Origin of the sequence: Lentisphaera araneosa HTCC2155 (assembly GCF_000170755.1) — a bacterium.
Taxonomy (GTDB): Bacteria; Verrucomicrobiota; Lentisphaeria; order Lentisphaerales; family Lentisphaeraceae; genus Lentisphaera; species Lentisphaera araneosa.
The window spans coordinates 26,071-52,212 of sequence record NZ_ABCK01000001.1 but is presented as its reverse complement, the minus strand read 5'-3'; the positions used below and the strand labels follow the sequence as shown (position 1 = coordinate 52,212).

At 38.3% G+C, this 26,142-nt stretch carries 18 protein-coding genes; 13 read left to right on the top strand and 5 right to left on the bottom strand.

The features are described 5' to 3' along the window. Nucleotides 1–305 precede the first annotated feature (305 nt). The 12 genes from LNTAR_RS00220 to LNTAR_RS26380 all read left to right on the top strand — a co-directional run bounded on the left by LNTAR_RS00220 (nucleotide 306) and on the right by LNTAR_RS26380 (nucleotide 14,702). The gene (locus LNTAR_RS00220; protein ID WP_007276580.1) at nucleotides 306–1,235 is read left to right on the top strand and encodes a ThuA domain-containing protein; all 930 of its coding nucleotides are present in this window, start codon (nucleotides 306–308) and stop codon (nucleotides 1,233–1,235) included. Then, nucleotides 1,235–2,791 carry a sulfatase family protein gene (locus tag LNTAR_RS00215; protein ID WP_007276579.1) on the top strand — a complete coding sequence of 519 codons (1,557 nt, stop codon included), beginning with the start codon at nucleotides 1,235–1,237 and terminating at the stop codon, nucleotides 2,789–2,791. The genes LNTAR_RS00220 and LNTAR_RS00215 overlap by 1 nt, the downstream gene beginning before the upstream one ends. A 21-nt stretch (nucleotides 2,792–2,812) precedes the next feature. Beyond that, nucleotides 2,813–4,441 carry a sulfatase family protein gene (locus LNTAR_RS00210; RefSeq protein ID WP_007276578.1) on the top strand — a complete coding sequence of 543 codons (1,629 nt, stop codon included), beginning with the start codon at nucleotides 2,813–2,815 and terminating at the stop codon, nucleotides 4,439–4,441. Between the two features lie 200 nt (nucleotides 4,442–4,641). Further along, nucleotides 4,642–5,670, top strand: a complete 1,029-nt coding sequence (locus LNTAR_RS00205) for a hypothetical protein (RefSeq protein WP_007276577.1) — start codon at nucleotides 4,642–4,644, stop codon at nucleotides 5,668–5,670. A gap of 50 nt (nucleotides 5,671–5,720) precedes the next feature. Further along, the gene (locus tag LNTAR_RS00200) at nucleotides 5,721–6,038 is read left to right on the top strand and encodes a hypothetical protein (RefSeq protein WP_007276576.1); all 318 of its coding nucleotides are present in this window, start codon (nucleotides 5,721–5,723) and stop codon (nucleotides 6,036–6,038) included. Between the two features lie 246 nt (nucleotides 6,039–6,284). Next, on the top strand, nucleotides 6,285–7,820 hold the full coding sequence (locus LNTAR_RS00195; RefSeq protein ID WP_083799896.1) for a family 16 glycosylhydrolase: 1,536 nt from the start codon (nucleotides 6,285–6,287) through the stop codon (nucleotides 7,818–7,820). Nucleotide 7,821: 1 nt separating this feature from the next. Further along, nucleotides 7,822–9,267, top strand: coding sequence for a sulfatase (locus tag LNTAR_RS00190; RefSeq protein WP_007276574.1), 1,446 nt, complete (start codon nucleotides 7,822–7,824; stop codon nucleotides 9,265–9,267). 24 nt (nucleotides 9,268–9,291) lie between these two features. Further along, on the top strand, nucleotides 9,292–9,840 hold the full coding sequence (locus tag LNTAR_RS00185; RefSeq protein WP_007276573.1) for a hypothetical protein: 549 nt from the start codon (nucleotides 9,292–9,294) through the stop codon (nucleotides 9,838–9,840). Between the two features lie 154 nt (nucleotides 9,841–9,994). After that, nucleotides 9,995–11,101, top strand: a complete 1,107-nt coding sequence (locus tag LNTAR_RS00180; protein WP_007276572.1) for a glycoside hydrolase family protein — start codon at nucleotides 9,995–9,997, stop codon at nucleotides 11,099–11,101. A 169-nt stretch (nucleotides 11,102–11,270) separates the two neighbouring features. Beyond that, a complete protein-coding gene (locus tag LNTAR_RS00175) occupies nucleotides 11,271–11,864 on the top strand; it encodes an RNA polymerase sigma factor (RefSeq protein WP_007276571.1) in 594 nt (197 codons plus the stop codon). 14 nt (nucleotides 11,865–11,878) lie between these two features. Continuing rightward, complete coding sequence (locus LNTAR_RS00170) at nucleotides 11,879–13,864, top strand: serine/threonine-protein kinase (RefSeq protein WP_007276570.1); 1,986 nt, start codon at nucleotides 11,879–11,881, stop codon at nucleotides 13,862–13,864. A 160-nt stretch (nucleotides 13,865–14,024) separates the two neighbouring features. Next, nucleotides 14,025–14,702, top strand: coding sequence for a type II secretion system protein (locus LNTAR_RS26380; protein ID WP_007276569.1), 678 nt, complete (start codon nucleotides 14,025–14,027; stop codon nucleotides 14,700–14,702). A gap of 699 nt (nucleotides 14,703–15,401) precedes the next feature. Here LNTAR_RS26380 and LNTAR_RS00160 read toward each other — a convergent pair. From LNTAR_RS00160 to LNTAR_RS27800, 3 genes are read right to left on the bottom strand one after another with little or no spacing between them, the layout of a single operon-like run. Then, nucleotides 15,402–16,106 carry a polysaccharide deacetylase family protein gene (locus LNTAR_RS00160; RefSeq protein WP_007276567.1) on the bottom strand — a complete coding sequence of 235 codons (705 nt, stop codon included), beginning with the start codon at nucleotides 16,104–16,106 and terminating at the stop codon, nucleotides 15,402–15,404. Further along, nucleotides 16,103–17,506 carry a DUF1501 domain-containing protein gene (locus LNTAR_RS00155; protein WP_007276566.1) on the bottom strand — a complete coding sequence of 468 codons (1,404 nt, stop codon included), beginning with the start codon at nucleotides 17,504–17,506 and terminating at the stop codon, nucleotides 16,103–16,105. Before LNTAR_RS00155 ends, LNTAR_RS00160 begins: the two co-directional genes overlap by 4 nt. 3 nt (nucleotides 17,507–17,509) lie before the next feature. Further along, nucleotides 17,510–20,161 carry a PSD1 and planctomycete cytochrome C domain-containing protein gene (locus LNTAR_RS27800; protein ID WP_007276565.1) on the bottom strand — a complete coding sequence of 884 codons (2,652 nt, stop codon included), beginning with the start codon at nucleotides 20,159–20,161 and terminating at the stop codon, nucleotides 17,510–17,512. 639 nt (nucleotides 20,162–20,800) lie between these two features. On the opposite strand from LNTAR_RS27800, the gene LNTAR_RS00145 reads away from it, so the two are divergent. After that, a complete protein-coding gene (locus tag LNTAR_RS00145; RefSeq protein ID WP_007276563.1) occupies nucleotides 20,801–21,880 on the top strand; it encodes an IS110 family RNA-guided transposase in 1,080 nt (359 codons plus the stop codon). Nucleotides 21,881–22,461: 581 nt separating this feature from the next. On the opposite strand, the gene LNTAR_RS00140 is transcribed toward LNTAR_RS00145, so the two are convergent. Together LNTAR_RS00140 and LNTAR_RS24720 are read right to left on the bottom strand one after the other, a co-directional pair. Beyond that, the gene (locus tag LNTAR_RS00140) at nucleotides 22,462–25,353 is read right to left on the bottom strand and encodes a discoidin domain-containing protein (RefSeq protein ID WP_007276562.1); all 2,892 of its coding nucleotides are present in this window, start codon (nucleotides 25,351–25,353) and stop codon (nucleotides 22,462–22,464) included. Next, nucleotides 25,354–26,049 (bottom strand): type II secretion system protein, encoded by a 696-nt coding sequence (locus tag LNTAR_RS24720; RefSeq protein WP_007276561.1) that lies wholly within the window; start codon nucleotides 26,047–26,049, stop codon nucleotides 25,354–25,356. It lies immediately after the preceding gene. Nucleotides 26,050–26,142: the final 93 nt, after the last annotated feature.

Sequence of the window (26,142 nt, the reverse complement as noted above, 5' to 3'; positions counted from 1 at the left end):
AAAGATGAAGATGATAAATAGATATCAAATATTATTACTTCTATTGTCTCTAAGCGTTCTACCTATTTCAGTAAAAGGAGCGGAACTTAAGTGAATTGAAGGTGCCGCTCAAATGACAACCTCATCACATGAAAATAAGCTCCCTATGGGACAGCGGGAACAGGTACCATTTTAATATTTTTTATTTCACTCATCCAATCCTTTAGTTCTTCCTGTATATGGATAGAAAGAAAAATTCATATTGTTAATAACAATTATTTCTTAAATACATTTACCAATATATATATATAAACCAAGGATGTGTGATGAACCAAATAAGTTTAAAAAAAACTATTGTGCTTCTTATAATATTGTTGACAACCCTACCAGTAATGGGCCAAAAAATAAATGTTCTAATATGGGATGAACAGCAACCGACTCAAAAGCCAACTTACGAAAATTTCCTTGGAAATGAAATCGCCGCAAGATTAAAAACTAACAAAAATAATTTAGAGATTCGTTCCGTAAAACTGGATGATCCGGAACAAGGACTTACACCCGAGAATTTAAACTGGGCTAAGGTCTTAATCTGGTGGGGGCATGCCAGACAGGGCGAAATCAGTTCTGAAACCGTCAAGAGAAAGTTAATGAAGCGAATCCGTACAGGAAAGCTTCATCTCATTGCCCTTCATTCTGCACATTGGGCGACTCCATTTATGGAGTGCATGAATGAACGGACAATGCAGGATGCAAGACGTTTGTTTCCTCAGCCAAAAGGAGGAAGAACTGTTGAGTTTGAGTTTGTTCCTATGCCCTTTAAAGGTGCACCTATGAAGGGTTCAGCGATAACGCCATCTTTTCTAGCGTTGAAACGCGGGAAAGATCTTGCCAAAGTAGTAACTACATTGCCGAATTGCTGTTTCCCGTCGTATAGGCCAGATGGTAAGCCCAGCACAATGACAGTCACTTTACCTGAGCACCCTATCGCTAAAGGCTTACCTAAAACCTTTAAACTCAGTTCTACAGAAATGTACAATGAACCTTTTCATGTACCCCGCCCAGATGAAGTTATCTTTAAAGAAGAGTTTTCACAAGGAGAGTGGTTTAGATCTGGGATGACATGGAAAGTCGGAAAAGGAAAGGTGTTTTACTTCAGGCCTGGCCATGAGACATATCCTGTTTTTAAAGACCCAAATGTTATTAAAATTATAGAAAACGCCTGCCATTGGCTAGGTTCTCAAAAAAGTAAATACTAATGCGGCGAATTTTATTAATATTCATTTTTTGCACTTCACTTTTAGCTGACAAAAAACCTAATATTCTTTTTATATTAGCGGATGATTTGGGATATGGTGATTTATCCTGCTACAATGATGAAGCTAAAGTGAAGACGGCGAATTTAGACCAATTGGCTAATGAAGGCATGCGCTTCACCGATGCACATAGTCCATCTACAGTATGTACACCTTCCCGTTACAGCATAATGACCGGACGTATGGCTTTTCGCTTAAATTTCAAAGGTGTCTTTACCGGTGTAAGTGGCCCATGCCTTATAACAAAGGATCGCTTAACTCTTCCTCAAATGCTAAGAAACAATGGCTATGAAACCGCAATGTTCGGGAAATGGCATATAGGCATGTCTTTCCTCGATAAAAACGGGGATGTAATTGAAGTTAGTGAGCCACCTCGAAAAACACCTAAATTAAAGAAACAGGAAATAGCACTCGAAGCAATTAAGCGTGTCGATTACTCAAAGCCCATTCCTGACGGTCCCCTTAATCAAGGATTTGATCATTTCTTTGGTACGGTTTGCTGTCCTACTTCAGACTGGCTATATGCCTATATAGATGGAGACCGCATACCGGTACCTCCTACAAAAATAGTAGATAAAGCATTACTTCCGAAGCATTTTTGGTCTTTTGATTGTAGAGCCGGTTTACTTGCACCAAATTTTAAACATGAAAATGTTGATATGGTTTTTTTAGAAAAGAGCTTGAGCTTCCTGGATTCTCACCATAAAAAACAATCCGCTAAGCCATTCTTCTTATTCCATTCTTTGCAAGCTGTACACCTTCCATCTTTTCCTGCCAAAGAGTTTCAAGGAAAAACACAAGCTGGCCCTCATGGTGATTTCATATACCAGTTTGATTATATTGTAGGCAAGTTAGTAGAGAAACTTAAAACTCTTGGAATGGCAGAAAATACTTTAGTTATCATCAGCAGCGACAATGGCCCGGAAGTTGGTACAACCATCAATATGAGAGAGCGCTATAAACACAATGGCGCGAGACCATGGAGAGGAGTCAAAAGAGATAATTGGGAAGGTGGACATAGGGTACCAATGATAGCTTGGTGGCCAGGCAAAATACGTTCAAGCTCAGTCAGCCAACAAACGGTCTGCCTGACGGATATCATGGCAACGTGTGCATCAATAGTAAACACAAGTCTACCGAATAATGCAGCAGAAGACAGTTTTAATATTTTGCCAATATTATTAGGCCAAACCACTAAGGCGATACGTGAATTCACCTTACACCAAACAATCAGCCTTGATCTTTCAATTCGCCATGGAGACTGGAAATATCTGGACCACTCAGGATCAGGAGGAAATAACTACAGTGGTGGAAGAATTAAAAAAGCACTAGGCCTTACTAATTCTAAAATCAACGCACCTGCACAACTGTACAATCTTAAAGCCGACCCGAAAGAAGTGAATAATTTATATTATCAGCATCCCGAAATAGCACAGCAGCTTAAAGCTAAACTGGAAGAATTCAAAACCTCTGGCCGCAGTGCGCCAAAACGCAATTAAAAATTTATCTGGAATTGTCTTATGAAACATTTATTCACTATAATCTATATCGCCATTGTCACACTTTCTCTTGCTGCTGACAAACCCAATATTGTTTTTATTTTAGCCGATGATATGGGGATCGGAGATACGAATTGTTACGGCGACGAAAAGTGTCGTATAAATACTCCCAATATTGATGCCTTAGCTGCTGAAGGTGTACGCTTCACTGACTTTCATGTAAATTCCTCTATTTGTGGCCCTACTCGAAGAGCTTTAATGACAGGTCGTTACCCCTGGAGGTTCGGAGCAACTGTCAATAATGGTCCGTGGGGATTTTGTGGTCCAAGGCCCAATACAGAAAAATATACACTGGGAAAAGTACTTAAGAAAGCTGGCTATAATACCGGTTATATTGGTAAGTGGCACCTTGGTACAACAATGGTCACTAAAGATGGGAAGAAACAAGGTTTAACTAATGTGGATTATACAAAGCCCCTTGTATATGGACCGATGCAATTTGGCTTTGACTATAGTTTCATACTTCCCGGTTCACTTGATATGTATCCATATGCTTTTATAAAAGACAATGACTGGCAAGGAGACGTAAGTGCGTTAAAAGGCTGGAGTGCTTTCAACCGCGTCGGTGCCGCTGAAATAAGTTTTGAAAGCAACAAGGTTGTAGAGACATTTTATAGAGAGTCAGAATTATTTATAAAAAAACAAAATAGTGACACTCCATTCTTTTTGTTTCTTGCTCTGACGTCTCCACATACGCCTGTCTGTCCAGGTGAGGAATGGAATGGCAAAAGTGAGTTGGGCCCTTATGGAGACTTTGTCATGGAAGTCGACCACTCAATTGCTCGTGTAAAACAAGCCCTAAAAGAAAAAGGACTTTATGAAAACACTTTAATAATTTTCTCCTCTGATCATGGTCCTGCGCCCTATGCTGGAAACATTCTAAAGGCTACTCCGAATCAGATTTCTTTATTGGAGCAACAAGGCCACTATCCCGCGGGTATTTATCGCGGATATAAATTCTCAATATATGAAGGTGGCTTGCGTGTTCCATTCATTGCAAGTTGGCCAGGCAAAACTCCCAAGGGACAAATTTGTAATCAACTGATAGGGTTTAATGATCTATTCGCAACTTTTGCTGAATTAACAAATATAAAGCTTCAAGAAGATGAGGCTCCAGACTCCATCAGTTTTGCAAGGCTCCTTACTAAACCAAGTAGTAATGGTGATAGAAAGGATCTTATTATGCAATCTGTTACATCATTTGCGATAAGGGATGGGGAATGGAAACTCTGTCTATGTCCCGGCAGTGGAATTCCTGCAAATAGTGAAAACGGCAAAGGCAACGACCCTGCCCCAAATGCAGCTTGGAAGAAAGCTCTTGAAGAATTTAAAGGAAAACCACACCAAACAGACCTACTAAAAGCTCCTTTTGTTCAACTCTTTAATCTAGCAAAAGATCCAGAAGAAAAGAATAACTTAGCGTCTAAAAATCCTCGCCAAGTGGAGAAAATGATAAATCTATTTAAAAAACAAATAGCTGATGGCCGTAGTACTCCCGGGCCAAAATTAAAAAACGATAAAAAGATTGAGATGATTCCATTAAAAGATAGACGACTTCCAGAATTCGTTCGTAACCTTTTCACCCATTAACCATGAATAAAACCTGGTATTTCAATCTTGCTAACTCAGAAGTCAGTGTTGATTATTTTCGCAAGTTAAAAGCGGCTCGGAGCACTACCACGCAGAATGCCACAAGTCCATTAAACACTTTCTTTCACCCCTAGCATAATATCCCAGTCGATCTTATTAGGCCGTTTGGTTCAACTAATAACTATGAATAAAAAACTAACATGAAATTAGCTAAATTATGGATGGCTGCTTACTTGACACTCGTCACGATACAAGCAATTGCACAGACTATCGAAGTTGACACGCAACAGGTACTTCGCGAGGGATGTGACAAAGTTGTCGGAATAAACTTAAACTACATACGTGACCACGACAAAAATCGCGCCAGAGGAGCGCGAAAAATAAGAGTTGCACTACAGGACATGAAGCCCGGTTGCCTCCGCTACCCTGGTGGTAACAAATCAAACTATCATTTTTGGTCGAAGGCTCCATGGAGATCTCCTAAACCACAGGCCATCTGGTATGGTAACATGAGTAAAAATCTACTCAATTTTGATGAATATATGAAGCTCGTCAAAGCAACCGGCGCCCATGCATATATCGTAATTGCCTGCCCGAGTGTAAAATGGAGTGAAGAAGAGAAAGAAAAACACCTAAACAATGCGACAAGTTGGGTGGCTTATGCGAAAAGGAAACGCTATAAGGTCAAATATTGGGAAATCGGAAATGAAAACTGGAACGATCGAAAAATCCCTATAGATGAAGTAGCTACTCGTGTAATTGAATTTTCGAAAGCCATGAAAAAGATTGACCCCACAATAAAAATAGGTGCGAGTGGAGATACCTGGGACTGGTGGTCGAAATTTATTCCTCAAGCAGCGCCACATATTGATTTTGTATCCATGAGTACCTACAACACCTGGAATTGGAAAAGTTATGATTACTATTATACAAATAAACTGGACTTAGTGGGTGGTATTGGTGTTGTAAAGAGAATCACGGCTCAATTACCTCAGGAGCATAAAAATCGCATTGAAATTGTTGTTGCAGAAATGAATTCTCAAGATTTTTCTGCAAATGGTTGGGCATCGACGAATACTCTTGGCCACGCTCTTGTTACGTTTCATACCTTTGGCGAACTACTCTTAGAAAAAAGAGTTGCCATGGCAATGCTTTGGACAACGCGATATTTAAAAGAAGAAGATGGCAGTAAGAGCCTTTTTTGGGGTCTTGGTACTAAAAATGAATAACGCCATCAGGTCGTGCCGTTGCCATTTGGGGTAATTATGTACACGACACCATGGTGAACATTAAGACCGATACGGCCACAACAAAAGTATTTGCCAGCAAGTCATCAAAGACAAAGGATCTAAGCGTCTTTATTATTAATAAATCTCCCAAAGCACTTACAAAACCACTTGAACTCAACATTGCTTCTCCCATGAATTACAGTATTGATAAGATCTATCGTTTCAGCGGAAAAGGCCCCAATGACATAGATCCAAAATGGGAGCAAGTAACAAAAGTTAACACTAACATTAAAGGTACGCTCGTTAGTGGAATAAATTTACCTGGCGTATCGATTACTATTATCACCTTAAAAGCTAGCAAAAACTAACTCACTAAATTGTGATTACACAAAGGATAACTCTAGTACTGAATTTTTTTTAGCGAAATTGACAAGGCTATTTTCTATGTAGTCGTGATCACCTCCCCCCTGCTCGTTTTTTTTAAAAAAAATAAATTTTTCAATATTTTATTTTATACAATTCTAGTCCGCTTTTTTGAACTTAATCCATAATTAGGTTTCGCTACAGCTTCTTTCGTTCACTCATAATAAAGCTCATCCATACGGGTGTAAACGATGACTTGTTCTCAAATAAAAAGATTTTTTTTATGGTTCAATGTAAAGACTATAAATCCACAGTTGTTTGTAGTATTCAGAGAATATTTAAATGAAACCCCAAGGAATCCTACAATTATGATCAAGCACTCATTTATGTTTATAAGTTTATTAATGGCTTATTTTACTGTAAGCTCTCAGAGTACAGATAATATCAAACCAAAAATAATCCCCGAGATTAAATCTAGTAATGGATGGAAGTTTCTGGAACATGTTTCGGATGAATTTAATAGCGATGACTTAGATACGACAAAGTGGGATTTCCCTCAAACATGGTCGACAGATTGGCTATGGGGAGATGTTTCTAAAGGCAATGTCCAATTAAATAATGGTTTATTGAAATTAAAAATGGAGTACCTAGACACCGAAGAAAAAAAACAAAATGAAATGCTAGGAGCATATTCATGGAAAACAAGATATCATTCGATGCCAAAAATGATGTTTACGACTGTTTCAGATGAACAATATAGCGGTAAAAAGAGCCTTAGAATTTCTTTGCAAAGACAAACTCAGAAAGCCTCTGGAGAAATAAAGCAAAGACTTTATTTAAAGCCAGGTGTTTATAATTTGTCGTTTAGGGTTAAAAATCCAAGTAAATGGATAAACAATAAAGTGATTCTCCAAGAGGCCGGTGGGGATAAAAAGTCACATGTTCTTATATCACAAAAAATTACTTATAACCCTGAATGGGTTGAGATGATTTTTAGTGATCTTGAAGTAAGTGCAGATTCTAAAATTCTTGAACTTCGATTCTTTGGAGAAGGAAGTGGCGGAGATCGAGTATATTTAGATGATATTAAATTTAACGCAGTGGGTAGCTCAGTAAATTTAATTAAAAACCCGGGATTTGAAGAACTCGGGGAGCGAAAAACTCATTATCGCTCAGGCGGCATAGTCTCCAAGTATGAATATCCCGGAACCACCTATGTAGAAGCGAGAATTAAAGGTGCCAGTTTACATATGGGTGTATGCCCTGCTTTTTGGGGAAGTGCAGGCACTTTAAAAGAACATAGAGAAATTGATTATGTTGAAATGCAACAAGTACCAAACGTCAAAGAAAATGAGTATGTTTTCTTTATGGCTTGGTCTGAGACTTTTTACAAAGAAAAACCGCTGTATTTCCCTCCTGCTTTAGATCGCGTTTCTGTTGATGTTGGAGTCGATGTGCGAGATGACTTTCATGTATACGGCTCACTCATTACAGAAAAAATGGCCTATTTCTATTTCGATGGAAAACTCGTCGGGACTTCAGATGTAGTCGATGGTAAGGCTTATCATTCACATAACTATCATATGTTTCTTTCCTTGGGACTACGTCCTCCCTATAGAAAAACAAAAAACAATAAATACCCAAAAATAACTGGAGGAGGCTTCCCTACAGAAATGCATGTTGATTATGTACGTGTTTGGGAATACCAAGGACTCCATTATGATGGACAAAAATCTCCAGAATTGACTCCTAGAAACGATACTTTAGTTAAAATAAAAGGACATTAAAATGTTAAAAATAATCCTTATATTATCAATAGGAATCTTAACTAGTTACGGGCAGGAAAATGCTCTAAAACCTAATGTGATTATGATTTTAGTTGACGATCTAGGCTGGACCGATACAACTTGTTATGGTAGTGACCTATATCAAACACCAAATGTTGATGAACTTTCAAGAACAGGCATGCGATTTACTGATGCCTATTCCGCTTGCACAGTATGCTCACCTACGCGTTCAAGCATTATGACGGGAAAAAATCCTGCCAATAATAATCTTACCGATTGGATAACTGGACATGTAAAACCATACGCCAAACTAAAGTCACCAAATTGGAAAATGCATTTAACTGCCGAAGAAATAACTTTAGCAGAAGCTTTTAAAGCTACGGGTTATAAAACAGTACATATTGGCAAATGGCACTTAGGGGAAGAATCAGTCTCTTGGCCAGAAAACCAAGGTTTTGATGAAAATATAGCTGGATTCCGAGCCGGATCACCAAGTGCACACGGTGGAGGAGGTTATTTCAGTCCTTATAATAATCCTCGGCTCAAGGATGGTCCCAAAGGTGAGTATTTAACTGAGCGATTAGCACAAGAAGCGAGTCAATACATTCAGTCTACTGCCAAATTAAAGAAACCCTTTTTTATGAATCTTTGGCTATATAATGTTCATACCCCGCTCCAAGCACGCCAAGAGAAAATAGATAAGTACACAAGACTTATCCAGAAAGGATACCAGCATACGAATCCAGTTTACGCAGCAATGGTGGAACACATGGATGATGCAGTTGGTACTGTCATGCAAGCAGTTAAAGACGCCGGGATTGAAGATAACACAATTATAATCTTTAATAGTGATAATGGTGGGCTACGCGGAAATTATGAAAATAACCGCCAAAAAGTAACGTCAAATTATCCACTTCGTTCAGGCAAAGGTGATATGTATGAAGGTGGTGTTCGTGTGCCGATGATCATAAAATGGAGTCGAAAAATAAAAGCAGGACAAACATCAAGCAGTCCTGTTATATCTCATGATATATACCCTACTTTACTCGATCTTTGTAAGATAGATGTATCTAAAAAGCAAGACATCGACGGAATAAGTCTTGTACCTGAACTACTGGAGGGAAAGACAATCCAACGAGATGCGCTTTACTGGCATTACCCACACTATCACCTAGAAGGTGCTAAACCCTATAGTGCCATCCGTAAAGGGGACTGGAAACTTATATTTTTATACGAAGAAAGTCACGCTGAACTCTACAATTTAAGAAATGATATTAGTGAACGCAATAACCTCGCAATGACTGAAAAGCGTAAATTAGCAGAACTAATGGGCGATCTTAGAACGTGGAAAAAAAAGATAGGGGCTCAGTTACCTGTATTTAACCCAAACTACAATTTTGAAAAAGAACAAAACTGGATTTTTTCAAAAAGCTCTACCCAAAAATAACTAATTAAACAAGAAGGTGAAATAATGAGAAAACATATTTTAACATTAATTTTAATCACATTTTTTAGTAGCTTTGCATTACAAGCATCAGATAAATGGAGAGATCGTATAACTGCTATTGAAAATAGTAAGGTACAGATGATTAAAGAGCTTTGGGCTGATGCCTATCAATTGAATCAAAAATCAATAAAATTGGATAGTGGTTCTTCAGAAAAAGTAATCTTACAAGAAAAAGTTAAAGTACTTTTGATAAAAATTGATCATGCCTTAGTAGACGAGAATCCAGAAAATATAAACTCTGTTACTATGGTAAAGTTAATGCCATGGAATGAACGCCTAGTTGCCATAAAAAAAAGTCGTAATAAAAAAATACAAAAAATGTGGAAAAATATTACTCCCATAACTAAAAAATTGAAAGATATGGAATTTGGTACTGAAGAGCATCAGGAATCTAGTGCAAAACTTAATGTAACCCTTATACAAATTGATAAACTTTTAGTTAATGAAAGCAAGGATTATAAAAGACGATTCAATGGATTAAATAATATCCCTAATACTACCATTAACATTTAATTGAGTATCGGCGCAATGGTTAAGAAATCTAAAAGACCCATTGTGCTGACAGCACCTTATACAAAGCTTAATTAGAATAGCTTGTGGTTTATTTGATTATATAAATCAAAGTTATTAAGAAAGATTTCATAAAAAATAATACTAAGGACCTATAATGCATAGCTTTAAGTTAATCTTTTATTTTTTAATCACTTTACTTTGTGGTACAACTATCGCTATCGAGAATCCTCTAGCAGGTGATTCATTAGAAATTAAATATTTCAAGTTAGATGCAAATGTACAAAGTGATTTTTATGCTCAAAAAACAAACCCCCATGTTTTAGTGGATCCTGATTATTTCATTTGGGGCATGGCTGTAATTAAATGGAATGATGGTAAATATCACAGTTATTACTCACGTTGGCCTAAAAAGCGTGGTTTTAGTGCTTGGATGACTCATTGTGAAATTGCGCATGCTGTTGCCGATAATCCCGAAGGGCCCTTTAAATATGTGAATACTGTTATAGAGGGGAAGAATTTAAACGGCTGGGATATTAATAACGCTCATAATCCAAGCATTTGTGTCGTTGATGGAAAAATAGCTCTTTATTATATTTCAAATGACTTACGAAATATATACAAAACCACTGAAAAAAATGTATACCCCACGGATAAATGGCTAAAGAATAATCGTAGCAAGGTACGGAATTCTCAACGCATTGGTGTAGCACTATCAGATTCTCCCTCAGGGCCCTTCATAAGATCAAAAGAACCCGTTGTCACACCTCATGGCAACTTTAAAAATATTGCCGTTAATCCCGCTGTCACCTACTTGGACGGAAAGTACGTTATGGTCATGAAAGGAGATGATGTAAATAAGGATGGCTGGTTTAGGATTCAGTTAGTCGGCCATTCAAGTAAGGCTCAAGGTCCATTTGTATTCCAAAAAACGCCTGTTTATAGCGAAGCTCAAACAGAAGATGCAGGACTATGGTACGATAAAAAACTAAAGCGTTTTTATATGGCTTGCCATGTTATGGAAAAACCTGATCTGAGACTCTTTTCGTCCAAAGATAGTTATTCTTGGCAACCTGCTAGGCAGGTTTTGTTTTCTAAAAAAGAATTCAGTTTAAGTAACCATAAAACTTGGCAACCAAGTCGCTTCGAACGACCTTTTATATTAACAAATAATATGGGAAGTCCTATTGCCGTTTACATAGCTGTTTTTGACAAAAAAAGAAATATAAGTGGCAATATAACCATATTAGTAAATAATGAGTAGGGGCTGAATAAGTAGAAACGTAATGATTATTGCTTGATGTAAGTGATGTGATTTTCATCTAATGAGTGAAAAGACTTGAAATCTTTATTGTTTAGCTGCGTTCAGTATGAAATTGATAATTAAAAACCAGTCATTAATATATCTTATATGAATAATAGAGGCTAAATATATGAGTGAAAACTGGAACACTAGAGAGTCTATCATTCAAAGGATACAGCTAGGTACCGATGATGAGGCTTGGGAAGAATTTGAAGCTTGTTATCGTCCCTTTATATATTTCTTGCTCAAACAAGTGAATGTAGACTTTAGTGACAGGGATGATGTGGTACAAGAAATCCTCCTAAATTTACATAAGAATATACGTAAGTATATCAAGCAAAACTCACGCTTTAGAACCTGGCTCGGAACTGTGATTCGAAACACAGCCAAAAACCACCTCATTAAACAGAGCCGTTATGATAAAAATATTAACAAGTATCACCAGTCATTGGGAGTGTTTGAAACTCATACTAATGCAGAAATTGATGATCTTATAGAAAATCAATGGAAACAATATTTAGTGGATTGTGCCATGGAGCGAATGCGTAGTATTTTTGCTGAGAAGTCCATTAAATGCTTTGAAATGACATTGAATAACCAGCCGGTAGAAGAGATCGCTGAATACTTGGGTGTGAAAAAAGAGACAGTTTATATAATTCGTAACCGAATTAAAGCACGAATGTTAGTTGAAATACGTCAACTAACCGAAGAGTTAGAATTTTAAAAATGGTGCTCCCTATGGCTCACAATGTGAATTTTGAAGAGAAAATAAAATTATACGATATAGCCATGTTTACTACTCGTGAAAACGATCTAGATGAGTCCAATTTTTTATTGTTTGAAGAAAAACATAATCGTTATTGCCATCGTGAGATTATTGGCTCAGGCATGATGAAACAAATTTCTCGTGTATATGACAACTTTACATGTCGTGACGTTGCTATAGCTCATGTAAATGAAAACTTCTCGGGAAATACCCTTGATTCATTTTTGCACGAAGCTCGTTTGGTAGCTCATTTGGATCATCCCAATATCGTAACAATTTATGATATTGGACATGATCCTGAGCAGGGGCCTTATTTTACAATGGATTTGAAATCTGGGACTTCACTGGATCGCTTACTAAGGAAAGTGAATAAAGAATCTGGTGCTTTAGTACAGGCCCAAAGATTATATATGTTGGAAATTTTTCTTAAAATATGTGATGCTGTTTCGTATGCTCATTCACATGACATCATTCATCTTGACCTAAAACCAGGAAATATTCAAGTAGGTGATCATGGTGAAGTCATTGTTTTTGATTGGGGCTTAGCCAAAGTACTCAAAAAACTTGAATTAAGTGATGTCGCGGATGAACGCTACAATGAAAATCTAGTAATAAACCAAAATAATTCAAACTCAATCAGTGGAACTCCTGGTTATATGGCACCGGAGCAATGCCTTTTAAACGAAGAAAAAACAAAACAAACAGACATATATGCGCTAGGTATAATCCTCTATGAAATTTCTACTTTAAAACCACCATTTACAGGGAGTTCTTTAAAAACAGTCCTACAAGAAACTATAGATGGAACAATAATCTCCCCCCCCTCCAAGGAATTTACAATATCAGACTCCCTTGAAGCTATCATCATGAAAGCAGTGCAACGAGAACCATCTAAACGTTTTTCATCAGTAGATGAACTTATTGATGACCTTCGCAAATATAAACAAGGGTATACTACTTCTTCGGAAAAATCCGGTTTTTTCAAAGAGCTTAAGCGTTTTGTCTTGAGAAACACAACTATATGTTTAATTGTTGTGCTAAGTTTAATAACTATTACAATTACCACATCTCTCTATGTATCACATTTGGCAGAGAGTAGAAAAGCCGAAAACCATGCACGAATGGCAGCGGAAACAGCACGTTATGAAACTGAAAAAACCTTGCGTCTATTAAGAGAAGAAACAGCAAGTCGTGAATTTATGCGGGATAGATACTTAGATGACCTAAGTTCACAATACAAAGTTTTTGGGACAACAAATTACACCGTTTCTTTAAGGCACACTCTAAATAAAGAGTTGATGGCAAATCGTTATGCTCTAGAAAAAAAACCTGATAACAATGATCTTCTCAGAGCTAAAGGTCACCTCATGTTTATTCGACAAAGTTACCTTGAAGCAAAACAGGCTCTAAGTAAATACCATAAAGATTTTTATTTGTACCAAATTATTCAAGGTGCTTTTTCGACAGACTCTATCCCTAAGAAAAGTTTACATGTCTCAATCAATGATTTCATCTCAATTATTCGACAAATCAGACTTCAAACAAATGGTCATATGCCTCCTGCAATGCTCAATAGAACGCTAATGTACGACCTAGAGGTACGCAAAGACCTCACAGGCTACGAGCAAGTAGTGAAAGAGTTACTTAAGTCATTTAACCCCAACTGGGACGATAAGGGTTTTGAGTATAATTCTCAAACAAAAGTACTAAAACTTATTGGCCCCAAATTAAATGTCCTTTACTATGACAAAGTACCTGCCGAATCATTTTCTCTCTTAAGAGGGCTTGAAATAAAAAAAATAATTTTAAGCCATGTATTAATAGCTGACGAATCACAAATTATTCAACTTATTAATGAAAATTCAACTTTGGAGGAGTTAGAGCTTTTTAAATCTCAGTACTCAGCGGCGGTTCTATCAACTTTAAAAAGTAAAATAAACCTTAGCGTGAAGCACTAATTTTAATAAAGAGAAGGTAAAAAAGCTTCTCCAAACCTTCCCTGTTCTGCTAACACTTATTTATCAACGACTTAAACTCAGCTAATCATTTTCATATCAATGTAAAGAAGTGAAATTCACAGTTGTTTATATGTTATCAACATAAACAAAGGCACGCGAAATGAAAAAAAGATTTACTTTGATCGAGTTATTGGTTGTGGTTGCGATAATTGGTATATTGGCATCATTATTGTTACCGGTACTGGGCAAAGCTCGACGCACATCAAAAGCTATGGTATGTAATATCAACCTTAAAAGCCAAGGTCAAGGCATTTATATGCAATTGGATGATAATAAGAATTTTTTTGTCCCTAATTACACCGATAATGACTTAGGGACGAAAGGATACAATGGCTATAGTTACTATGCATCAGGATTAATTGCTGAAAAAGTATTTGGCGATTATCAAGTCAAAATTGATGACCTTTATATCAATAACAACGATACATTTATATGTACAGAAAGTTCACAGCAAGAAAATGTATTCTCATATTTTAAGAACTACATGTTTAATATGCACCTGCAAGGTTCAGGCGGTGATAATAATCGATCAATTACAGCCTTGACTTCGTCTGCAGAAACGGCGATGGTGGGAGAGTCTGTGGAAACTTCCTGGATGGTTCAGTATCGTTCCGACAACTTCAATATTAGGCACGTGGGTACAAAAACTAACTTATTATTTGCTGATGGCCATGTTGCTAGTTTAAAATGGACCACTTTACTTTCTAATCCCCAATGGGTTGCCTGGGACACATCTAATCCTTCTTGGTCAGGAGGTGACGGTTTTGTGTTCGAATAAATTGAAAATACCTGCTAACTGTTACTTTGCAACTGAACAAGGATGGTGTAAAACCTAATGCCCTAATCATCTGCTAAAATGAATAGGGCTGGGGTGATCTCTCCTCCTTGACCACTCGTATAAAAAAAATACCGTTTTAGATAAGTTGGCATCTCAAATTATTGAGTTTGACAATTTACAGTCGCCAGCCCTTTATGCTAAGCTATTAGAGCTGTGATTTTGACGGACCAAAATACAGTTCACTATAAGCTTAGCAATGTTTTCACCTCTTATGCCAAGAACCGCAAACGAAATGTAGCCAACTGGCTCGACCCAAACTTACCGTGCATGGCTCATTTTTCAAAAAGATGGGTATGCAACTGGTCATTTTTGTAAATGCCATTTGGTGTGCTCCAAAAATCCTTGTCCATGCTCCAAGCTTAGATCAATATGACTTTGATGAAAGTGCTGTTTAGGCTGGTCCATCCCAAAGGTGAATTTCAATAAAGTTTTTAGTCGAACGATGAATTTATTTAATACGTACCGGCGGTACAGCTTCCTACTCAAACATCATACTCGAAAGCGCCTAAATTTTTTATCGCATTAGTGAATAGAAGTGTCATTAAGAGAAGTTAAAAAGTCTCGGAGCGAGACTAAATTAGTAAATTATTGTCCGTTCACATTTTGCTAAACACTATCCCCTTAAGTAATTATGGGGCATTAGTTTAGTGGATAATCCCGCAGTGCAATGACCTTAAAATTATTATCTTTTAAGTACTTCATGTAGCTTTTAAATTTTTCTGGATCAGTATTTACCCAGGGGTGCTCAATATCGGGAACCCCGTGAAAGGTTAAAATGGGAATGTGTTTAGCATCTGCTTGGTCAAGGGCTTTTTTAAACTGATCCAGTGTACTTTTGGGCTTAGCATCAAAAGCTTGAGGCAAGAGCAGTAAATCTTCCTTACCCACTTTGCTGGCTTTATTTCCACCTGCACGGGCTAAGTTATAACCCATATCTTTCAACACACTTAGCGCTTTCGGATCCGTGGCATAACCAGGGTAACAAAAAGACGTCGGCTTGGGGATTCCATGCTTTTTACATTGTTTTTCTATATGCTCGAGCGATTGACGTAACTGATCTTTCGTCATTTTTTTGACATTGCGATGAGCCTTAGTATGATTGCCAATCTCAAAGCCTTGATCATGCAGTTTTTTAACTTCTTCCCAAGTCATGTAAAGGTCTTTTCTCTTGTGAAATGAAAAGCCCTCTGTGATAAAAAAGGTGGCATTAAAACCATATTCTTTTAATAGTGGCGCCACAAAAGTGTAGTGACTCTTGACTGAATCGTCAAAAGTGAGAACGACGATTTTTTCTGCCTTTAAATTAAAAAGTAGGAGGAAAAGCGATAAGAATAGCAGCCTCAAGTGACTAAGCCTTGAACGACATCACAGGGGTCGACTCCCGTCAATTTAAAATCCAGACCTTGGAAAGGGAAAGTGAGTTTATGGTGATCAATCCCCAATTGCCACAGCATAGTGGCATGCAAATCGGCAACTGATACAGGCTTGTCAACGACATTATAAGAGAACTCATCTGTTTCACCATAACTAAGCCCCGGTTTAAAACCGCCCCCAGCTAACCAAGCAGAGAAACAGCGTGGATGGTGATCTCGTCCATAATTATCGCGATTAAGCTTACCCTGGCCATAAACTGTGCGACCAAATTCACCGATGGAAACTACGATGGTGTCTTCCAACATGCCGCGTTGCTTGAGGTCTTGAATTAAAGCTGCAGAGGCCTGATCCACATCGTAACATTGACCTTCAATCTTTTTAGGTAAGGTGTTGTGATGGTCCCAGCCACGGTGGAAGAGCTGAATAAAGCGCACACCGCGTTCCGCCATGCGACGAGCTAATAAGCAGTTGCGGGCAAAAGAGCCCTGCTTGTGAACTTCGGGTCCATACATATCCAAAGTCGCTTTTGATTCTTTTGAGATATCGACTAATTCAGGCACCGAGTCCTGCATGCGGTAAGCCAGTTCCTGCTGAGCAATAGTCGCTTTAATTTCGGGGTCGCCAATGGATTGAAAGTCCGCTTGATTGAGTTTGCCAATTGAGTTGAGCATCATTCTACGCGTCGAGCGACTCACACCCTTGGGGTCTGATAAAAAGAGAACGGGATCACCTGCTGCCTGCAGAGCTGTACCCTGATGCTTAGAGGGTAGAAATCCATTACCCCATAAACGGCTATAGAGTGCTTGGACATTTCCTTTACCACCCGTCCAGAAAGCCGATGGCATGACAATATTGCCAGGTAAGTTTTTATTCTCTGAACCCAAACCATAATTGAGCCATGAGCCAATGCTCGGACGTCCAGGTAATTCGGCGCCCGTACAAAGTAAAGTTTTTCCTGGGTCGTGGTTGATCGAAATGGTATTCATGGATTTAATCATGCAGATATCGTCCACCTTCTTAGCAAGATGAGGCATCAGTTCACTCATCCAAGTGCCACTCTGGCCATGCTGAGCAAACTTGTATTTTGACGGTTGAATTAACTGTTCTTTGCCTTTGGTCATTTGTGTAACACGCTGACCATTACTCACCGATGGAGGCAATTTAGTATTAAAGAGTTTGTGTAGCTCTGGTTTATGATCAAAGAGGTCGAGCTGACTCTGACCTCCTGCCATGAACAAAAAGATAACGCGTTTAGCTTTGGCTTTGTGATGTGTCTGCCCCAAGGGACTTTGCGCAGCTCGCAAAGGATTGGAATTTAAGGCAGCTAAGCCTAGGGCACTATTTTGTAAAAATGATCTTCTGGATAACATAGCCTACTCCCTTGTCTTCATGATATCTAAATTGTAAATCGAATTGACCAACAAGGTCCAAGCTGCGAGCTCAGCCTGATTATTTTTGAGCTCTAATAAGTTCGCAAGTTCTTTGGTGTCTGACGGATTTTTTGCGTAGTGATCACGTAATTGCTCCAGTAGAGTTTTTAATTGACCAACTTGTTTTTTGTTAATATCCCTAGATGTCAATTTCTCGTAAACATAGCTGAGCTTTTGGGCGTCATTTAAACTTTTCTTGGCGACAACTTGGCGAGCTACGTGACCTTGAGCCTTGAGGAACTCGGGTTCGTTCATTAGCAGTAAAGCCTGCAGTGGAGTATTGGTCCGTTCGCGACGCGCAATACAGGCTTCGCGCTCCGGAGCATTGAGGATGCTCATCTGGGGCGGTGGCATGCCACGCTTCCAGAAAGTGTAAACACTGCGGCGATATATAGCCTCGCCGCTATCAGCTTCATAAATTTTTGGGTAAGAATAAGGCATAGTTACAGCTTTCCACATACCATCAGGTTGTGGTGGCTTCACGCTCTTGCCATACATTTTATCGGACAACAAGCCACTGTGAGCTAAGATTTGATCGCGAATCATCTCGGAATCCATACGGTACCTCGACCCACGAGCTAATAATCTATTTTCTGGATCTTCCGTATAAGATTTCTCTTTTGCTTTGGAGGATTGGCGGTAGGTTTTTGACATCACCATGAACTTCATGATTTTCTTTACATCCCAATTCGATTCTTGGAAATAGACCGTCAAATAATCCAATAATTCTGGATGACTCGGAACTTCACCTTGAGCCCCAAAATCTTCTGAAGTTTTCACTAAACCCACTCCAAAGAGCTGCTGCCAAAAACGATTAACCGCAATACGTCCCGTTAGTGGATGATCATTCACCAACCAATTGGCTAAATCCATACGGCTGGCGACCTCGCCTTCTTTCTTTAATGGAGGTAAGAACTCAGGTGTATTGCGTTCCACAACTTCACCTAGATTATCATACTCACCACGGATGAGAATATGAGCTGGCTTTATGTCTTTGCGCTCTTTCATCACCATGGCTCCGCGTCGGTTATCTTCGCCTTTAATATCTAAAACCTGCTTCCATGGTTCAGAACCATGCTTTTTTAATTCCACTGCAGCGTGCCATTCTTGACCCGGTACTTGGGCTTGCCAAGATGCATCACTTAGAATATCCACATCGCCAGCCTTGAGGTATGCCACAAAGCCACCGGCATTACCTATATTGGAAGCTTCGACTTCAATGAGATTTTCACCTAGCTTGAGGAATTTCGCGACATCTTTCTTGAGGGGCTTATGCCATTCCTTTGACTGACCCAGGTGCTTACCGTTAATTTTGATTGTGAAGCTATTATCACATGTTGCTTGCAAGAATGCTTGACTAGGCTTTTTCTCCAGTGTAAAAGACTTTTTAAAATTGGCTTTTTCTGTAGTGACTTTTCCTTTTTTCCAAATCCATGTGGGATTGACTTCTTTTCTGGCAAGCTCTTCACCTAAGCGAATATAAGGCTTCTGTAACCCCTGTTTAAAGTCAGTCCCTTTTCTACCGCCTGTCTCCGGTCCACCATCAAAATTGTTGAAGAAAGCGAAAAGCGCAAAAAAGTCTTTTTGACTGATGGGGTCGTATTTGTGATCGTGACAAAGCGCGCATTGCACGGTTAGTCCCATGAAAGCAGTCCCCACTGCCGTCACACGATCAATCACGTTACGCGTGTAACTCTCCTCGGGTGGTGCAGTCCCCTGATCAATGATGAGGTGGAGTCGATTAAAGCCCGAAGCCACGAGCTGATCTTCTGTTGGATTCTCATAAAGATCACCTGCGACCTGATAACGCATAAAATCTGCGTAATTAAGGTTCTTGTTAAATGACTTAATAACCCAGTCGCGGTAGGGAGTCATATCGCGGTAGTGATCGTGATGGCGTCCGTTAGTATCGGCAAAACGCACTAAATCCAACCAATACTTGCTCATGTGTTCACCGTATTGCGGTTTACGCAATAAACGATCAACTAAGTTTTCGTAGGCCTTGGGACTCTTATCATTAATGAAAGTATGAATTTCTTCATTTGTCGGTGGCAAACCCGTTAAATCAAAACTGACACGACGAATGAGAGTTCTTTTATCAGCTTCTTGATTGGGCTGTAATTGTTCCTGCTTCATTTTATCTAAAGCATATAAATCTACGGGATGATTACTCCAAGGTGTCTCTTTTGGCAAAGATGATTTCTTTGGCTCTTCAAAAGCCCAGAAACCTTCGTATTTAGCGCCCTCTTCAATCCATTGCTTAATGAGTGCTTTTTCTTTAACCGTCAATTGCTTCTTATGAGAGTCCAAGGGCGGCATGATATCGTCTTCATCATCAGTGATAATACGCTGCCAAACGGTACTCTTTTCTAAATCACCTGGGACAATACCAAATCTTCCGCGGCGTACTCGGTAGGCGCCATCATCGCCTTCTGCTATGTCGAGCCTTAATTTTTTCTTGCGATCATGTTTATCTGGACCATGACAATGGAAACAGCGATCCGATAAAATCGGCCGTATATCCTGATTAAAATTTATTTCTTTAGCTTGGATTGAAGTAAAGATAAATAAGCTACTTAAAATTAATCTTTTCATTTGTTCCCTTATAAAATTTCTTATTTAATACTTGTATTACTTGCCCGCTAAATTGAAATTGTGACAAGAAATCAGTAATTAATTTCATTCATTGAAAGTATACATTACATTCTTCTCCTTTCAGAATATATTCTTGTGCTATTTCGGCAAAAAGTATGAATAAATAATAATTTTATGTATGATAATAGATCAATATTTTTTGAACCATGAAAGAAAGCGTACCGAGGTACCTCGCATAATTCTGCCTATGGTTTCAACCATAGGACTTGGGTTTTCGCCCTCATTCCGTGCTGAAGGCACGGCGCATAAATCATAATGCCTCGTTAATTGTGCACTCATATAAATCCACATAATCTCTATAAAGTAATCAACCCTCTTAAATATAATAATAGGTTTGGTAGAGAGAATGTAATATCCGCATGGAACGGGTCGCACCAAGCATCGCATCATTTTAAACATATATAAGCCCTCTTCAGCATGCCCCCTCAAGCGCATAAAATTGGATTGTATATGAAATCGTGCCGAAGGCACATAGCATAATTCCGATAGTATGAGAAGGCAGCCCTCGGCAAAGTCCACTTGCTAGCAGACCTTGCCTGATATTAGTTAAGTTAACGAAAAAACTAACGGAGAACTGCCATGTCTAAAATTACTATCGAAGTACCTGAAATCACAATAGGAATTGATCTTGGAAACAAAAAACATGATATTTGTGTTTTGAATTCCGCTGGAGAGAAAATTGATCAAACAAAAATTGAAAATAATATTGTCTGCTTAGAAGAGTATTTTGAACAATATAAAGCTTGCTCAAAGGTGCGCGTCGCAATGGAGGTTGGTGCCAGTTCACTATGGATTTCTACGAAGCTTAAGGATATGGGTTTTCATGTCATTATAGCCAATGCCCGCAAACTACGAATGATTTGGGCTGACACAAATAAATGCGATGAAAGAGATGCGGAAAAGATTGCGCGTGTAGCTCGAATGGACCCAACTCTGCTTCACGGAATTAAACATCGAAGTATATCAGCTCAACAAATGCTCTCCGTGATTCGTGCCCGTGAACACTTTGTTGTAGCTCGTACAAAATGTATCAACTGTGTGCGTGGATTATTAAAAAGCCTTGGTGCCACCAATTTACCTAGTTGCGCATCAAATCGTTTTGGCGAAAGAATGTTTGAATACCTTCCTGATGAGTTAATTCCGACTCTTGGAGAACTTCTCGAAGAATGTAAAGATTTAACAGATCGAATCAATAGATTAGATGATCGGATTCTTCAAATAAGTGAAGAGTCATGTCCAGAAGCTATAAAACTTCAGCAAATACCAGGTGTTGGTCCCATTACAGCTTTATCTTTTGTCTTAACTATTGATGACCCTAAACGCTTTCACAAAAGTAGAGATCTAGGACCTTTTCTTGGCCTTACTCCAAAAAGAGATCAATCAGGAGAGTGTGATAAACAGCTGAGTATTACAAAACAGGGAGATCGCTATCTGAGATCATTGTTAGTAGGATCGGCTCAATTTATATTAAGCGATCGTTCACCCGATTCTGACCTAAAAAGCTATGGACTTAGAATAACTGGCCGCGGAGGTAAAATAGCTAAGAAAAAGGCTGTAGTTGCAATTGCAAGGAAGCTCGGGATTCTGATGCATCGAATTTGGATTAGTGGAGAAAACTATGATCCCTTACATAAAAAAACCTTTAAAAAAGTTTCATAATCATCCACCAATCCAGCCAACCTCCCCACCATTTTATTGAATCACAAATAAGGAAAGAATTTAAAAAGAAAAAAGTTTAACAAATGTCTTATTAGATGACTGCGGACCATAGGTAGAACAAGAGCTTAGCCAAATCTTTTTAAAGTTCGTAACTCAGATAGCAGCATCAAATAGGATACAATCATGCACCGGATTTGGCGATCCACAAAAAAGAGTGCGAATGGAAGCAAGACAAAATTTTATCGACATTTGAAAACTGATTTTCTCAATTATCTAAATAATATATAACTTTAACGCAAACCGTAACTTGTAAATGCCTTCTCATGGAAGCCTATGGTTTCAAGCATAGGATCTTGGGTTTTTACCCTTATTCCGTGCTGAAGGAACGGCGCATAAATTATATCACCTAAATTATTTTAATAAGGCTTTTTCCTGATCACTTAGCTTAAAATGTTTTGAATGAAACTTCATGGTACCTAAACCATTTTGCTCTGTGCCCCAATTGTGACCGCCTTCATGTAGAACAAAATCAAGGGAAGTATGATGATATTATTTAAATAGCGCAAGTGATTAAAAAAAAATCATTCAAAGACTAAGCGCATTTGTGGTGCGAGTTCATTCCCCAATTCAACAAAAGATTTTATATGATCCGTAGATTCATCCGGCCAATATAATTCTCTGATCAGAACAAACTTTATTTTTTCTTGCTTCAGACGAATAGATTCATTTATCGCCTCGGTAGCATCAACACTTAATTTCCTGAGATCTTTAAAACAAGTCAAATGCCCGATCGGATAATTCTTTAGGTCGATATTTTTTAGTGCGGAAACATCTTTGCATAACACATCCTCGATTTTTTTGTCAGGATCTATTTTATAGAGGCGAAAAATAAAACCATCGTCGTAGTCAAAAGAACTTTCTGCCTTAGCATTAAATTGCAGTACAGCTCTTTTAATCTCGACTTTAGGCAAAGAAAACTCCAGGATAGAAATATTATTTTGCCCTTTTTGTCGAGAGACCTCAAGTTGTGATTTATCGCTAACTTCTCTTCCATTCAAAATCGTTTTTGCGTGTTGCGCAAAAATCTTTTCCTCCTTCATTTTTTCTTGATGAATAGTCAAAAGGACTGAACTGTAAGATCCCTGCTGCAAAGATATTTTTTTATCCTTGCCTAAATGAAGCAATTGCGTCATTTCTCCATGTCTTATTGGGCTGACTGTCTCGACTGTCACTAAGGCTCCTTCTGTGACATCAATTTCACTTAAATCAAATTCTAAATTATAAGTTTCATTTTTGTTATTTTGTACTGACCAAATGTAATAGCGCTGGTTTTTCTCATCATAACTTGTCCAAGCTTTGTATTGATAATCGGAACAAGTATTTGTTGTTTTTAAAAGTGGTCGACTGCCATGAAAGCCTTTTGAGAACAAACGACAAACTTCAAAGTTCTTCGTCCCATACGCAATTTGATTATGCTCCTTAAGCTTGCCATCTAGATCATGCTCAGCTGGGATAGAGTATGTAATCGTGTTGGAAAAAGGGCCGATATCATCTCGAAAAAACACATCCTTATCATTTAATTTAAAAACAAAAATCCCGTACACACCCTGCTCTTCCATCATCTCTCCCCAGATATTTGCGATGGAAGTATAAACACGAGGTGAATCATTGGTGAAAGTCGTTTTTGGTCGCGCCCAATGACGGCCTGTTGAATAATTGAGTTCAGTGAAGATCTGAGGTAGAATTTCCCCCGCTTCGTCTTTCATCATTTCTTTAACTTGTGCGACTTCTAAATCATTTTGATGGGGGCGTCCACTATAGCGATGGCGATTAAATAACTGAAAGAGCTTTCTTTCACTTTTGGTGCCATCGTAGCGAGTGTAGAGGTTTCGCATCATGATTCGAGCTGATCGACCATTAGAAACACCAGCCAAAACGGGTGCAGTGAAAATCGACTCTAAATTTTTGCCATAATCGCGATTTACATCATCAATGGCACAATGAACTGCATCGGCAATAAGAGTTAACCGTCTCGCTACTTGTTGCTCAGTGGATTTATTAAAGTACCAATCAGGCTCATTCCCGTATTGATGTACGGCCACATTAAAATTTTTCGCCAAATAATAAGTAAAAGCATAAGTCGACGCCCATTGAATAAAATCATCATGTATTGTGTCCGGCCAATCTTTGGGCCCTGTTTCATTAATGACCTTAATGCCCAATTTCTCATACACAGAGAATTCTTCTTTTAGATCTTTATGATATTTATTCATAAATGGGCTCCAAGAAACATATTTATTCTCTTCGGGTTTTGAGCGTATTTTTGTTTTCGCTATTTCAAACTCACCTGAATCCTTGATCTTATTCACGGGCCTAATATAGCTATTCATATACCTAGGCGCACCTGCCCAAGTACGAACAGATTTTATTTGTGAATACTTTAACCAAGCATCTGAGTTAGTGCCCAAAATATGTGAAGAACGAAGCCCTGCCCATTCATAGGTCTTGCCGACTTTTTCTAAACTTGGCTTTATCACACCATCGATTTGAGATTTATTTTTGATCATGTAGGGGTTTTGAGAAAGAGTCTGTTCTAATTCGCCAAGGACTGAATTTAATACCTCAGTATTTTTCCCAATCAAAACTAATGAATTGTGTTCTAAATAATCTAAGTTATTAGATTCACATAAAGTTTTAATTTTCTGTTTAAATGCCCCCTTAAATGTCATCTGAGAATCAAGCTTGAAGTGAGCTTGAAGTGATTTAAGAACATTTCCTGACCACGAATCCGCATATAATGCATCACGTTTACGTGGATCAATTAATTTTAAGCCATAAGAACTAAATACATAAGGACTCCCTTTGTAGAAAACTTGAACATTAGATTTTTTCATGGCCGCAATCAGCGCTTCGGAACCATATTTAGCTAAAGTTTTGACTTTTGAATTATAAACTTCTACTTCTGCGATGCCGCCATTCTTAGCACTCGTAGTAATCTCGATCCTCAAGGCACTCGCCTTGGTAGGGTTAAAACTTATTTTTTTGCGCCCAAGTTTATTCCCAGCAGCAATTTCAAGCCATTTTTCCCCATCGTATAAATTGACTTTGTATGAAATGATTTTGTTGCTTTTCTCTAAGAGGTAAATTTCATCAACTACTGACGCTAAACCCCAAGACACTTCCAGATAACCCGTATTGTTCTGATGGTCGAGCAGCCAGCCTGTTTTCTCATTCCCATCATGGGCGTACCACGCAAAGGCTCCCGGTTTATACGAAGAGCAATGGGTGTACTCTAACAGGCTTCCCATCAATATGTTTCTATTAAAAATATCTGACGAACTCAGAGCTTCATGACTCTGGTCCTGTTCGACTAATTCTAAAGGATTAATTTCTTTTGTGCCAAGATCTTGCTTAGCTAAGCTAAATTGACACAAGAAACTAAGGAGAGACAGGAATATCAAAAAGTTATGCATTTAATGTGTAGGGTCCCAGTCAGAAACATCAAAAGCAGAATAAACTCTCGTTTCCACATGACCATCACAAAAAAGATAGTTGAAACTCCAAGTGCCGTGTAAACCCGGATATAAAGTTGAGGTATTATCAGCAGATTGGAGAATTACGTCACCAAAAGCATCTGCATAACTATTATTCCCTTCTCCTAAACGATTATAAACGCGAATTTTTGTAGTGTGAAATGGTGTTATTGTCGCTTGTGTTAAGTCGGAACGACTGATTGATGTCCCACCACCACCTATACTTCTATTGATCACGTAAGAACGAGTAAAAAAACGTGAATCTCGTTCAATACTATCGGAGGGACACTTATATAATTCATTCGTTTTTTTCACATCCGCACTAACAGTTGATTGCAACCTTACCTTTTCCCTTTGATCTTGCGATAAATTACGCCCGTCATAATCACTATATAAGTCATCCCAAGTAACATTTATTCCCGTTACATAAGGCGTAAAGTACTCGTCATTATCATCCGCATATAGAGCCGATGCTAAATGCATTGTTTTTAAATTATTCTTACAAAGTACTGTCTTTGCTTTTTTACGAGTTTTGCTCAAGACGGGTAAAAGCAATGATGACAAAATACCTATAATCGCCACAACGACTAAAATTTCGATCAATGAAAAACTGGCTCTCTTTTTTATCATAATCATATACAGACCATTACTTTATATTTATGTTTATATTTATGTTAAATTAAAAAACCTCATCATTAAAGACCAAGGGCCTTAAAAAAACACAAGGAA